Annotated in this window: 11 protein-coding genes; 2 read left to right on the top strand and 9 right to left on the bottom strand. The window is 31.5% G+C overall.

Going from position 1 to position 12,492, the window contains the following annotated elements; genetic code table 11:
• Window positions 1-57: 57 nt before the first annotated feature.
• The gene (locus IEW41_RS12965; RefSeq protein WP_188606803.1) at window positions 58-516 is read left to right on the top strand and encodes a hypothetical protein; all 459 of its coding nucleotides are present in this window, start codon (window positions 58-60) and stop codon (window positions 514-516) included.
• A 35-nt stretch (window positions 517-551) separates the two neighbouring features.
• Here the strand turns inward: IEW41_RS12965 and IEW41_RS12960 are convergent, their stop codons facing one another.
• From IEW41_RS12960 to IEW41_RS12945, 4 genes are read right to left on the bottom strand one after another with little or no spacing between them, the layout of a single operon-like run.
• On the bottom strand, window positions 552-1,634 hold the full coding sequence (locus IEW41_RS12960) for a bifunctional 3-deoxy-7-phosphoheptulonate synthase/chorismate mutase type II (protein ID WP_188606802.1): 1,083 nt from the start codon (window positions 1,632-1,634) through the stop codon (window positions 552-554).
• A 10-nt stretch (window positions 1,635-1,644) separates the two neighbouring features.
• Window positions 1,645-2,496, bottom strand: coding sequence for a prephenate dehydrogenase (locus IEW41_RS12955; RefSeq protein WP_188606801.1), 852 nt, complete (start codon window positions 2,494-2,496; stop codon window positions 1,645-1,647).
• Entirely contained in the window at window positions 2,493-3,638 is a 1,146-nt protein-coding gene (locus tag IEW41_RS12950) for a pyridoxal phosphate-dependent aminotransferase (RefSeq protein ID WP_188606800.1), read from the bottom strand. Before IEW41_RS12950 ends, IEW41_RS12955 begins: the two co-directional genes overlap by 4 nt.
• A complete protein-coding gene (locus tag IEW41_RS12945; RefSeq protein WP_188606799.1) occupies window positions 3,635-4,462 on the bottom strand; it encodes a prephenate dehydratase in 828 nt (275 codons plus the stop codon). Before IEW41_RS12945 ends, IEW41_RS12950 begins: the two co-directional genes overlap by 4 nt.
• A gap of 259 nt (window positions 4,463-4,721) precedes the next feature.
• Between IEW41_RS12945 and gldA the strand changes: the two genes are divergently transcribed.
• Window positions 4,722-5,618: a gliding motility-associated ABC transporter ATP-binding subunit GldA gene (gene gldA / locus IEW41_RS12940; RefSeq protein WP_188606798.1), complete on the top strand. Its 897-nt coding sequence runs from the start codon at window positions 4,722-4,724 to the stop codon at window positions 5,616-5,618.
• Here the strand turns inward: gldA and IEW41_RS12935 are convergent.
• The 5 genes from IEW41_RS12935 to metH all read right to left on the bottom strand — a co-directional run bounded on the left by IEW41_RS12935 (window position 5,615) and on the right by metH (window position 12,486).
• Window positions 5,615-6,367, bottom strand: coding sequence for a head GIN domain-containing protein (locus IEW41_RS12935; protein ID WP_188606797.1), 753 nt, complete (start codon window positions 6,365-6,367; stop codon window positions 5,615-5,617). The genes gldA and IEW41_RS12935 overlap by 4 nt on opposite strands.
• Complete coding sequence (locus IEW41_RS12930) at window positions 6,364-7,455, bottom strand: acyloxyacyl hydrolase (RefSeq protein ID WP_188606796.1); 1,092 nt, start codon at window positions 7,453-7,455, stop codon at window positions 6,364-6,366. The genes IEW41_RS12935 and IEW41_RS12930 overlap by 4 nt, the downstream gene beginning before the upstream one ends.
• A 67-nt stretch (window positions 7,456-7,522) precedes the next feature.
• Window positions 7,523-8,782: a pyridoxal phosphate-dependent aminotransferase gene (locus IEW41_RS12925; protein WP_188606795.1), complete on the bottom strand. Its 1,260-nt coding sequence runs from the start codon at window positions 8,780-8,782 to the stop codon at window positions 7,523-7,525.
• Window positions 8,783-8,851: 69 nt separating this feature from the next.
• The gene (metF, locus tag IEW41_RS12920; protein ID WP_188606794.1) at window positions 8,852-9,808 is read right to left on the bottom strand and encodes a methylenetetrahydrofolate reductase [NAD(P)H]; all 957 of its coding nucleotides are present in this window, start codon (window positions 9,806-9,808) and stop codon (window positions 8,852-8,854) included.
• The gene (gene metH / locus IEW41_RS12915; RefSeq protein ID WP_188606793.1) at window positions 9,805-12,486 is read right to left on the bottom strand and encodes a methionine synthase; all 2,682 of its coding nucleotides are present in this window, start codon (window positions 12,484-12,486) and stop codon (window positions 9,805-9,807) included. Before metH ends, metF begins: the two co-directional genes overlap by 4 nt.
• Between the last annotated feature and the right edge of the window lie 6 nt (window positions 12,487-12,492).

Here is a 12,492-nt window from a genome sequence, read left to right as displayed (position 1 = left end):
TTTATAACGAATTGAATATTTATTTATCTTCGACTTAAAAACTTAAAAATCAACAACATGAAAAAATTAGTATTACTATTAGCGTTAGTTTTAATGCTATGCATTGATGTAGCTGCACAAGTAGAATATAAGGTTATTACTAGTGTAGAATCGATAGTGTCTAGTGGTTTAGGTCGCTCTCGAATTGTATCAGCTTCTGAAGATAGAAATTATAAAGATTTTACTTCAAGTCGTTCTGATGAAGACGATGAACGTAATAAATCTGACAGAGGCGAAATACGTGTTAAGAATTTTGAAGAAACCAAATTATTGAACTTTTTCAATTTAGGAGGTATTCGTTTTCAAAATATTGCTGCAAATGATGCTGTAGTGACTTCAAAAATTAACACAATGGTTGAAGAAGGCTGGGAACTAGCCTTTGTAACCAGTGCTGTTGAAAGTGATGGTGGCAAAGATGATGGACAAGGAATTTTTATTACGCGTTATATTTTTAAACGTCAGAAATCGCAGAATTAAATTTAAAAAGCCTCACACTTGTGAGGCTTTTTTTGTTATCCATTAATAATTTTTTCCTGATGATTTATCGATTCTTGGTGAATAGCTTTAAATACTCTTAAAATAAATTCTTCACTAAGGTTTTTCTCTTCGCCTTGTAAAATCATTTTACCTAAAATCTCGTTCCAACGTTTTGTTTGTAATACAGCAACGTTTTTCGATTTTTTTAACGCTCCTATTTCATCAGCAACTTTCATACGTTTGCCTAACATATCTATTAACTGGTGGTCAATAACATCTATTTGTGTACGCAATGTGTTAAGTTTGTTTTTAAAGTCTGCTGCATCATCTGTTACTTTTCTAATGCGTAAATCTTTAGTAAATTGAATCAAGGTATCTGGCGTAATTTGCTGAGCAGCATCACTCCAAGCATTATCTGGATCGTAATGAGTTTCTACCATTAATCCATCATAATTTAAATCGAGAGCTGTTTGGCAAAGTTCAAACAAAATATCTCTTCGTCCTGCAATATGTGAAGGATCTAAAATTAGAGGCAAGTCTGGAAAACGATTTTGCAAATCGACAGCTATTTGCCACTCTGGATTGTTTCTATAACGTGTTTTTTCGTAAGTTGAAAACCCTCTATGTATTACTCCTAAATTTTTAACGTTAGCAGTATAAAAACGTTCAACTGCTCCTAACCACAACGATAAATCTGGGTTTACTGGGTTTTTAATTAGTACAGGTTTATCAGTCCCTTTTAAAGCTTCTGCAATTTCTTGAACAATAAATGGACTAACAGTAGTACGTGCTCCAATCCATAATATATCAACATCATGTTGTAATGCTAAATCAACATGATTAGCATTAGCCACTTCTGTTGTAATTAACATTCCTGTTTCTTGTTTTGCTTTTTGTAACCATTTAAGGCCTAAAGCTCCTACGCCTTCAAAATTTCCTGGTCTAGTACGAGGTTTCCAAATTCCAGCTCTTAATACAGTAGCATCGCTATCTTTTAATTGATGGGCTATTTTTAATACTTGTGCTTCTGTTTCTGCACTACAAGGACCTGCAATAACCAAAGGATGGTCTAATCCGAAATTATCTATCCACGTTCTTAATTCTTTTTTGTTTTCCATAATTTTTCTTTTAAGCAATTCCTTCTAAAATGTCTTTGATATGATTTGTGTTTTTCATTTCGTTATAAATAGTTTCAAAATCATCACTTTTCATCATATCTTTAAAATGTGTGAGATTGATAATATATTCTTCCAAAGTTTCAATAACATTGGTTTTATTTTGTTTAAAAATTGGTGTCCACATATCTGGTGAACTTTTCGCTAATCTTACTGTTGAAGCAAATCCACTTCCTGCCATATCAAAAATATCGCGTTCGTTTTTTTCTTTTTCAATTACTGTTTTACCTAACATAAATGAACTTATGTGTGATAAATGTGATACGTAAGCTATGTGTTTATCATGAGCTTCAGGATTCATATATCGTATACGCATTCCTAAGTCTGAAAACAATTGCAAAGCTTTCTCCTGAAGCTTAAATGTTGTTTTTTCAACCTCACAAATAATATTGGTTTTATGCTTGTACAAGTCGTTAATTGCTGCTTTAGGTCCAGAAAATTCTGTTCCAGCAATAGGATGCGTTGCTAAAAAATTGCGTCGTCTTGAATGATGTTCAACAGCTTCGCATACAGGCTTTTTAGTTGATCCAACATCTATCACCAAAGTCGTGTCTGAAATTACGTCTAAAACCTTTGGTAATTCTCTTACTGCTGCATCTACAGGAATTGAAAGAATAACCATATCTGCATGTTGCAAATCATTATATGTAGCCTTAGCATCAATAACATTTAATGCTATGGCATCTTCTAGATGAGTTTCATTATTATCAATACCAAACACTTTTACATTTGGATATTTACTTTTAACATCTAATGCTAAGCTTCCTCCAATTAATCCAACTCCTATTATGTATATATTTTTCATTTTATTCTTGCTAAAGCTTCTTCCAAGTCTTCGGTAGATGCACACAACGAAAAACGTATGTATCCTTCACCATTACTACCAAATATTGTCCCTGGAGCTATAAAAATTGATTTCTCTTTTAGTATTAAATCGATGTACTCTTCGGCTTTTAAATACTCTGGCAATTTTGCCCAAACAAATAATCCTGCTGCTTGCGTATCGTAAGTACAGTTTAAAGCTTCAGCCAATTGCCATACAATTTTTCTGCGTTGCTCATAAACACTTTTCATACTTAAATACCACATTTTAGAGCAATTTAAAGCTTCAACAGCTCCTTTTTGTATGCCATAAAACATACCTGAATCCATATTGCTTTTTACTTTTAAAATAGCATCTATATATTCAGATTTTCCTAATACCATACCAACTCTCCAACCAGCCATATTAAATGTTTTACTTAGAGAGTTTAACTCTAAACACACATCTTTTGCACCTACATATTTTAATATACTTCGCGGAAAATCATTCAATATAAAACTATAAGGATTGTCATTTACCACTAATATATTGTTGCGTTTTGCAAACTTTATGATGTCTTCAAATAACTTATTTGATGCTGTAGCTCCTGTTGGCATGTGTGGATAATTAACCCACATTAATTTTACTTTACTTAAATCTGTTTTTTCTAAGGCAAATAAATCTGGCTCGTAATGATTTTTTTCTAATAAATCATAATATCTCGGCTTTGCTCCTAACAGCTTTGTTACAGATGCATAAGTTGGGTATCCAGGATTTGGAATTAACACTTCGTCTCCTTCATTTAAAAACGCCATAGAAATATGCATAATACCTTCTTTGCTTCCCATTAAAGGCAATATTTCTGTTTGATAACTCAATGACACACCAAACTGCTCTTTATAAAAATCAGCCATGGCTTCTCTTAATTCTGGCAAACCTTGATAACTTTGATATTTATGAGCGTAGTCATCTTCCAAACTATCCATTATAGCTCCAATAACACTATGTGGTGGCTTTAGATCTGGACTACCAATTCCTAAATTTATTATTGGTTTTCCATGAGCTTTCATCAAATTAACTTCTTTCAGTTTTTTTGAAAAGTAGTATTCTTCAACGTTGTCTAATCTATTGGATGGTTGAATCATAATTTTGCGTTTTTATATTCTCCTAATACTTTAAAGTCTTGAGCCATAATTTGCATTATAGATTTTGCTTTATTATAATCTTTATATGTTTCAAAAGTAACATCCACAAAAAAGGCATATTTCCATGGTGTTTCAATTTTTGGTAAGGATTGTATCTTGGTTAAATTTAGTTTACAATCACTTAATACATTTAAAATCGTAGCTAAGCTACCACGTTTATGTTCTAATTCAAATTTTAATGAGGCCTTATTAATTTCATTTTCTGGAATTTCAGAGTTTGATGTTTTTACTATCACAAATCGTGTTTCGTTATGCTTTATTGTTTGAATGCTATGTGCAATAATTTGCAACTCAAACAACTCTGAAGCTAATGTGCTTGCAATGGCTGCTACATGCTTTAATTGTTGCTTATTAATACGTTGAGCAACCTCAGCAGTATCTTTATCTTCGACAAGCTTAATGTGAGGATATTTTTTAAAAAACTCTTTACATTGCAACAGTGCCATTGGATGCGAATACACTTCTTTTATATCTTCAATGTTTTGATTTGGCAATGCCATTAAGTGATGTTGAATGTCTAAGTAGTGTTCTCCAATTATATGTAACTCATTTTTATCTATCAATGCATAATTAGGAATTATTGAACCTACTATAGAATTTTCAATAGCCATAATAACCGCATCACTTTTTTTACGCATCAAACTATCTACTGCATTATCAAACGATAAACATTCGTTAACCACAATAGCTTCATTAAAATACTGCTGTGACACAATATGATGAAACGACCCTTTAATTCCTTGTATAGCTACAGATTTTATCATACAAAAAAGTCCCGATTTTCATCGAGACTTATATTTAATTTATAGTTTATAAATTATACATACAACGTCTCGTTTCTTTTGTTAAAAAAGAAATAGTTCCAGTTGTAATAAGTATAAGTTGTTGTTTTCATAATTATAATAGCTAAAGTAACTAATAAATTGAAAAAACAAAATGTTTTTTAAAATCTTTTGGCAATATAACGTTTGCGAGGTGCGTTGGGATTAGCAAAATGATTATTTTTGAATAAATATTTACTCTATGTCTATTGAAGTTGAAAATCTATCTAAAGTTTATGGCGAGCAAATTGCTTTAAATAATATCTCATTTAAGATTAATAAAGGTGAAATTGTTGGTTTTTTAGGACCAAATGGCGCAGGAAAATCTACTATGATGAAGATTTTAACTACATATATTGATGCTACTGAAGGTCTTGCAAAAGTAAATGATTGTGATGTTAAAAGTGACGCCCTTAATGTACAAAAGCAAGTTGGCTATTTACCAGAACACAACCCTTTATATTTAGAAATGTATGTTAGAGAATACTTAAATTTTAATGCAGGTGTTTATAAAGTAAGTAAAGAAAGAATTGAAGATGTTATCGAGCTTACTGGATTAACTCCAGAATCGCACAAAAAAATTGGGCAACTTTCTAAAGGTTACAGACAACGTGTTGGGCTTGCAAATGCTTTATTACATAATCCTGATGTGTTAATTTTAGATGAACCAACTACTGGTTTAGACCCAAACCAATTGGTTGATATAAGACAACTTATTAAAAGTTTGGGTAAAGACAAAACAGTGTTTTTGTCTACTCATATTATGCAAGAAGTTGAAGCTATTTGTGATAGAGTAATTATTATTAATAAAGGCAAAATTGTTGCAGACAAAAAACTTAAAGATTTAAAAGCAGACCAAGTTCAAATTATTGAAGTTGAGTTTGATTATCGAGTTGAAGATGTGCTTTTAAATAAACTTAAGCATGTATCGCTAGTTAGCAACACTCACGATTTTACTTATGAACTTACTTTTTCTACTAAAGAAGATATGCGCTCTGTAGTATTTGATTTTGCTCACGATAATGGATTAAAAATTCTTCAGCTTAACCAGAAGAATATGAACTTAGAAAGTTTATTTAGAGAGCTAACCTCTAATTAATCCTGAAAAATAAGTCGACCTGTATAAAGTTCCTGAACACTTACAACTGGAGGTTCATTTAATGAAATAACATCTCCTGTACTTCTAATTTCTCCTATTAATGATTGCTGTGGATTTATAATCATATCATTACTACTGCGATGAAAAATTTCAACGTTTTGGGCTATCAGATTTGCGCCTTCAAAACGAGCATCTCCAGAATAAAATCCAATAAATAAATTATTAGTAGTACCACTTATAAACATACTGGATAAATTATTGGTTATAGTAGTAAGCGAATTGCAGTTTACTTGTACATTAAAATTGCCATCTGTATGATAAGCCTCTTCAGCATTATAGTTTTCAGCAATTAGTACAAGTGAAGTGTAATTTAACATTCCATTGCTACTCACAGTTAAACCAGAACTATTACGAATTTCAATGAGATTTGGTGAACTTACATATATTTTAGTAATTCCATAATCTCGGGTTAAATTACAACCATTTTCGTTTTTTAAAATTAATCGACCGCCTTCAACAGATATTTTAATATCATTCATTAAATATTCGCCTGTTTCTACTCTAACGCTTTGAGTTACATCATCAGTAACAATTAATTCAATACGCTCAAAAACTGTAATTTTATCGAAAGTATCTACAGTAAATTCTTTTTGTATGATATCGCCTGCGTTTTGAAAACAATCAGGCACATTCTCACCATTACAAGCAAGCAATAGTATAAAGGTTGTTATGTAAGCAATTTTTTTCATAATCTAACTCCTATTCCAAATTCGACTGCTTCAGCTTTAGCACCATGTGATTTTAAGGTTATAGCTCCAAAAAATTTATCGCCAAAATAACGCTTCAACCCAATTCTGTTATATACTCTTCCTTCAAAATCATAAGGATAATATACATAATAACCCAATTGAGTTTCAAAAGACATTTTATTAATAAACAATTCATGACCCACAAAAACACCAACTCGCTTCCAATCTTCATCACCACTAATATTAAATTCTGGGAAAGCAACTGAATAAAAATAAATCAATTCTTTTAAAAACTCCGAAAAGAAAACATCTGTACCAACCTGTATAGCGCTTTTTCTATTCAACCGTTTATCAGCATATGCAGAAACAATGTAAAAGGGAAACTGCCCTGTATCAATCACATCGCTTTCGTTGATTCCGCTTCTGAAGGCAAAATTATATTTTATCTTTTCGGTAAATTTTTTCTTTTCTGATGGAATATATTCTGGTTGTTCGTCATAATCCAACAAATAATTAGCTCCAATATTAAAGGCAAAAGTATTTGTTGAAGTATTAGGTGCTTTAACATTAGCGTTTGAATAATGTATTATAGAAACTCCTGCCTGTAATCCAATACCTTTAAATACATTCTCCTTTTTATAATTTAGTATTATATAAGTTGTACTTAACAAGTCTGAACCATAAGCATTATTGTCATAATTATTCTCTTTGTCGTAAGGGTTAGTTGTGTATGCTAAACCTTGACCAATACGAAACATTAAATTTCTTTTTAAAAAGTAAAAATTATAATGAGCATATAAACTGTGGTTTTCACCAAGATGCTCATTTTTCATATTCTGATAGATATATGAAAATCCCCAATCAGGATAGTTGTATAGCCCTTCCCACTCTTTAAAACCAAAGGTTTTTTTGTTGAAACTTAAAATTAACCCTGTTGGATGGTCTGTAATTAAATGAGATATATCTGGATTATGCTCTAGAATAGTTCCGTAAAAGTAATTAGCATCTAATGTAAATAAATCTGGATCTTCCTGAGAAAGTGCAAGACCACTAATTAGACATAAAATACATGCAAAAAATTGCTTCATTTAATTAAGTTATGAAGCAAAAATAACAGAATAATTAAGATACTTTACTACAACAAGAAGTATATTCTTATTTTAATTTTTGAAGTGCTTGTTCTAATAATTCAAAAATAGTAGAGATATCTTCTTTTCTGGCAGTACCTACTGATAATCTAAACCAATTTGAATCTGTAGATGTACCAAAAGCATAAAAAGGAACTAATGCCAATTTAGCCTCTTTAAGCAAATAACTAGTAACTTCTTGAATGGTGTTTAATGTTTCACCATTAGCAGTAGTTTTTCCAATTAAATTAAATTGAACTGTTAAATATAATGCTGCTTCTGGCTGAATTGCTCTAACTGGAAAACCTTTAGTTTGCAGGTTTTGAAATCCATCATAAAAAGCTACAAGTCTATAATTAAGTTCTTCTTTAATATGATGAATGTAATTTGAAACTACTTCAGTCTGATTTAAATATTTTGCTGTTGCTACTTGCTCTGCCTTTGGTGCCCATGCTCCAATATGACCCAAAATAGCTTTCATTTTATTAATAATATGTAAAGGACCAAAAGCCCAACCAACTCTAACTCCTGTTGCTGCAAAAGCCTTAGAAATACCATCTACAAAAATGGTATAATCTCTCATTTCTGGCAATAACGACACTGGATTGTAATGTACTGTTTCACCATAGGTTAGCTGCCAGTAAATTTGGTCATATAACACATAAAGCGGCTTAATATTTTGTGCCTTTCTTCTTCTATTTTCTTCAATAACAAGTTGAGATATTTCTAATAATGTTTCTTTATCAAATGTTGTTCCTGTTGGGTTTAGTGGAGAACATAAAGCTATTAGATTAACGTTTTTAACATGAGGTTTTAAAGCCTCTGCTGTAGGCATAAATTTATTTTCTGGAAGCGTTTCAACTATAACAGAATTATTACGTGCTAAATATGTATACGCGTCATTGTTCCAAGAAGGCACAGGATACAAAACAGTATCGTCTATATCTAAAATAGTTTGATAAATAGCGTAAATTAAAGGACGAGCTCCACCAGAAATTAACACCTCATTTGCATCATATTCTAACTTTAAATGCTTTAATAAATATTCTGAAACTGTTTTTCTTAATGGCTCAACACCATTTGCTGCTGGATAATTAGTTTGATTATCATTATATGCATCAACTATAGCTTTTTTTAATTCATCTGGAATAGAAAAAATATTAGAATCGAAATCTCCTATTGTTTGATTATAGATAACTTCTCCTTGTGCTTTTAAAGCATTTACTTCTCCAGCTATTTTTATAATTTCAGAACCTTTTAATCCTTCTGCTAGTTTTGATGTGTTCATTACGATATCGTTATAGTTTTGCAAAAGTAAGGTTTAAAAATCTATTTTTAAAAGCTGTATGTTTTTTTGTTAAAACACTTTTGAAGCAATTGTTTTTATATTATCACTTTTTCCCATTGAATAATAATGTAGCACAGGAATTCCAGCTTTTTGTAACTCTTTTGATTGTGCAATACACCAATCAATTCCTACTTGTCTAACCTGATCATTGTCTTTACATTTAACAACTTCTATTATTAGTTCTTCAGGTAAATCGACATGAAAACGATGCGGAATTAAATTTAATTGCTTTTTAGTGGCAATTGGTTTTAGTCCTGGTATAATTGGAACTGTTATTCCTTCTTTCCTACATTTAGCAACAAAATCGAAATACTTTTTATTATCGAAAAACATTTGAGTAACTATGTATTCGGCTCCATTTTTTATTTTCTTTTTCAAAAAATGAATATCACTATCTAAACTTGGTGCTTCCATGTGCTTTTCTGGGTATGCAGCTACACCAACACAAAAATTTGTTTTAGATGAGTTTTGAAGCTCTTCGTCTAAATAGTTCCCTTTATTTAATTCTTGAATTTGAGCAACAAGTTCGTTTGCATAAACATGTCCTTCTTTTTCAGGTTTGAAGTACGTTTCAGTTTTTACAGCATCGCCTCGTAAAGCCATTACATTGTTGATACCTAAAAAATCTAAATCTATTAAAAAATTCTCTGTATCTTCTTTGGTAAATCCGCCACACAATATATGTGGAATTGCATCTACATTATACTTGTTCTGTATTGCAGCACAAATACCGACAGTTCCTGGTCGTTTTTTTACTACTTGTTTTTTTAATAACCCATTATCTAATTCTTTATATATGTATTCTTCACGATGGTAAGTGACATCTATAAATGGAGGTTTAAACTCCATTAAAGGATCAATACTATCAAAAACAGATTGAATGTGTTGCCCTTTTAAAGGTGGTAAGATTTCAAATGAAAATTGAGTATTTCCATTTGCTTTTTTTATGTGTTCGGTGACTTTCATAGTTCTGTTGCTAAATTAGGGTTGAGCCATTTTATGGCTTCTTCATTTGAAATACTTCTACGCTTCGCATAATCCTCTAGTTGATCTTCAGTTATTTTACCAAGTCCGAAATATTTAGCTTCTGGATTGGCAAAATAATAACCACTTACACTAGCTGCTGGCCACATAGCTAAGCTTTCTGTTAACTCAACACCTATGTTTTCTTTCACATTTAGCAGTTTCCAAATGGTTGTTTTTTCAAGATGGTCTGGACATGCTGGATAACCAGGCGCAGGACGAATACCTTTATAATTTTCTTTGATTAACTCTTCATTTGTTAAACTTTCATTTTGTGCATAGCTCCAATGATTAACACGAACTTCTTTATGCAAATACTCTGCAAATGCTTCAGCTAGCCGATCTGCTAATGCTTTTATCATTATTGAATTATAATCATCATGATTTGCTTCAAATTGCTTTGCTAATTCTTCTGTTCCAAAACCAGTAGACACACAAAATGCTCCAACATAATCTTGTTTTCCCGAAGATTTTGGAGCTATAAAATCTGCTAATGCGATGTTTGGAACACCTTCTCTTTTTTTAGATTGCTGACGAAGGGTTAAAAATTTATATTCTATTTTTCCTTCTTCATTATAAATTTCGATATCATCATCATTGATTGTGTTAGCAGGAAACAAACCGAATACTGCTTTTGCTTTTAATAACTTCTCATCAAAAATTCGCTTAAGTAATGCTTTTGCATCAGTAAATAGTTCTTTGGCTTGTTCGCCAACAACATCATCTGTTAGAATATCAGGATATCGACCATGTAAATCCCAGCTTCTAAAAAATGGCGACCAATCAATATAACCTTCTAGCTTTTTTATGTCAAAAGCTTCAATTACCTGAATTCCTAATTGTTTTGGTTTTATAATTTCTGAAGTATTCCAATCAATCTGTAGCTTATTTTTTCTAGCTTCTATAATTGATACATATTCTTTTTCCTTAGTTCGATTAAGAAATTGCTCTCTAAACTTATCGTATTCTTCTCTAATCTGTTCTTTAAATACTTTATTGTCTTGCTGCAATAAATTTCCAACTACTGTAACAGCCCTTGAAGCATCATTTATATGAACAACTGTATGATTATAATGTGGTGCAATTTTTACTGAAGTATGTGCTCTAGATGTTGTTGCACCACCTATAATTAATGGAATATTTAGATTTTTCTTTTCCATTTCTTTTGACACATAAACCATTTCATCTAAAGACGGTGTTATCAATCCACTTAAACCTATAATATCTACTTTTTCTCTAATGGCAGTTTCAATAATTTTTTCAGGCGGCACCATTACTCCTAAATCGACAATTTCGTAGTTATTACATCCTAAAACAACACTCACAATATTTTTTCCTATATCGTGTACATCGCCTTTGACGGTTGCCATTAAAATTTTTCCGGCAAACTCTTGCTTTCCATCTTTTTCTGCTTCAATAAAAGGCTGTAAGTAAGCAACAGCTTTTTTCATTACACGAGCCGATTTAACCACTTGAGGTAAGAACATTTTTCCGCTCCCAAATAAATCGCCAACGACATTCATTCCAATCATTAAATGGCCTTCAATAACTTCAATTGGGCGTGAAACACTTTTACGAGCTTCTTCAACGTCTTCAATAATAAAAGCATCAATACCTTTTACTAAAGCGTGAGTAATTCTATTTTGTAAAGGTTCATTTCGCCATTCTAAAATTGTGACTTCGGCTTCCTTTTTATTGCCTTTTACTGTTTCTGCATAATCAAGCAAACGCTCTGTAGCATCATCTCTTCTATCAAAAAACACGTCTTCAACAAGCTCTAAAAGTTCAGGATTAATTTCATCATACACTTCTAACATAGCAGGATTTACAATACCTAAATTCATTCCATGCTGAATAGCATGATATAGAAACGAGGCATGCATTGCTTCGCGTACAGTATCATTTCCTCTAAACGAAAATGACACATTACTCACACCACCAGACACATTTGCATAAGGTAAATTTTCACGAATCCATTTTGTAGCATTAAAAAAATCTAATGCGTTTTTTCGATGCTCTTCCATTCCTGTTGCTACAGGGAAAATATTAGGATCGAAAATAATATCTTGAGGTTGGAATTTTACTTTATCTACTAAAATGTCATAAGATCGTTTACAAATCTCTATTCTTCGCTCATAAGTATCAGCTTGTCCGTTTTCATCAAATGCCATAACAATAACAGCTGCACCATAGCGCTTTACTAATTTTGCATGATGAATAAAAGCCTCTTCACCTTCTTTTAAACTTATAGAATTTACTACCGATTTACCTTGAACTACTTTTAAACCAGCCTCAATAATTTCCCATTTAGAGCTATCTATCATAATAGGAATTCGAGAAATATCTGGCTCTGATGCAATTAAATTAAGAAACTTAGTCATAGCATAAACGCCATCGAGCATGCCTTCATCCATATTAACATCAAGAATTTGTGCTCCACCATCTACTTGGTGTCTGGCAACTTCTAATGCTTCGTTATAATTTTCTTCCTTAATTAATCTTAAAAACTTACGAGAACCTGTAACATTGGTACGTTCGCCAACATTAATGAAATTGCTTTCAGGAGTTACTACTAAAGGCTCTAAACCTGATAAGGTTAAATATTTGTTTTGTTTATTCATTTTATA

Source organism: Aquaticitalea lipolytica (assembly GCF_014641635.1).
GTDB classification, from domain to species: Bacteria; Bacteroidota; Bacteroidia; order Flavobacteriales; family Flavobacteriaceae; genus Aquaticitalea; species Aquaticitalea lipolytica.
The sequence above is the reverse complement of the archived record's forward strand: the minus strand, read 5'-3'. Positions and strand labels throughout refer to the sequence as shown.

Coding starts and splice junctions, on each gene's coding strand:
- IEW41_RS12965 (WP_188606803.1), top strand. CDS start 58: ATGAAAAAATTAGTATTACTATTAGCGTTAGTTTTAATGCTATGCATT.
- IEW41_RS12960 (WP_188606802.1), bottom strand. CDS start 1,634: ATGGAAAACAAAAAAGAATTAAGAACGTGGATAGATAATTTCGGATTA.
- IEW41_RS12955 (WP_188606801.1), bottom strand. CDS start 2,496: ATGAAAAATATATACATAATAGGAGTTGGATTAATTGGAGGAAGCTTA.
- IEW41_RS12950 (WP_188606800.1), bottom strand. CDS start 3,638: ATGATTCAACCATCCAATAGATTAGACAACGTTGAAGAATACTACTTT.
- IEW41_RS12945 (WP_188606799.1), bottom strand. CDS start 4,462: ATGATAAAATCTGTAGCTATACAAGGAATTAAAGGGTCGTTTCATCAT.
- gldA (WP_188606798.1), top strand. CDS start 4,722: ATGTCTATTGAAGTTGAAAATCTATCTAAAGTTTATGGCGAGCAAATT.
- IEW41_RS12935 (WP_188606797.1), bottom strand. CDS start 6,367: ATGAAAAAAATTGCTTACATAACAACCTTTATACTATTGCTTGCTTGT.
- IEW41_RS12930 (WP_188606796.1), bottom strand. CDS start 7,455: ATGAAGCAATTTTTTGCATGTATTTTATGTCTAATTAGTGGTCTTGCA.
- IEW41_RS12925 (WP_188606795.1), bottom strand. CDS start 8,782: ATGAACACATCAAAACTAGCAGAAGGATTAAAAGGTTCTGAAATTATA.
- metF (WP_188606794.1), bottom strand. CDS start 9,808: ATGAAAGTCACCGAACACATAAAAAAAGCAAATGGAAATACTCAATTT.
- metH (WP_188606793.1), bottom strand. CDS start 12,486: ATGAATAAACAAAACAAATATTTAACCTTATCAGGTTTAGAGCCTTTA.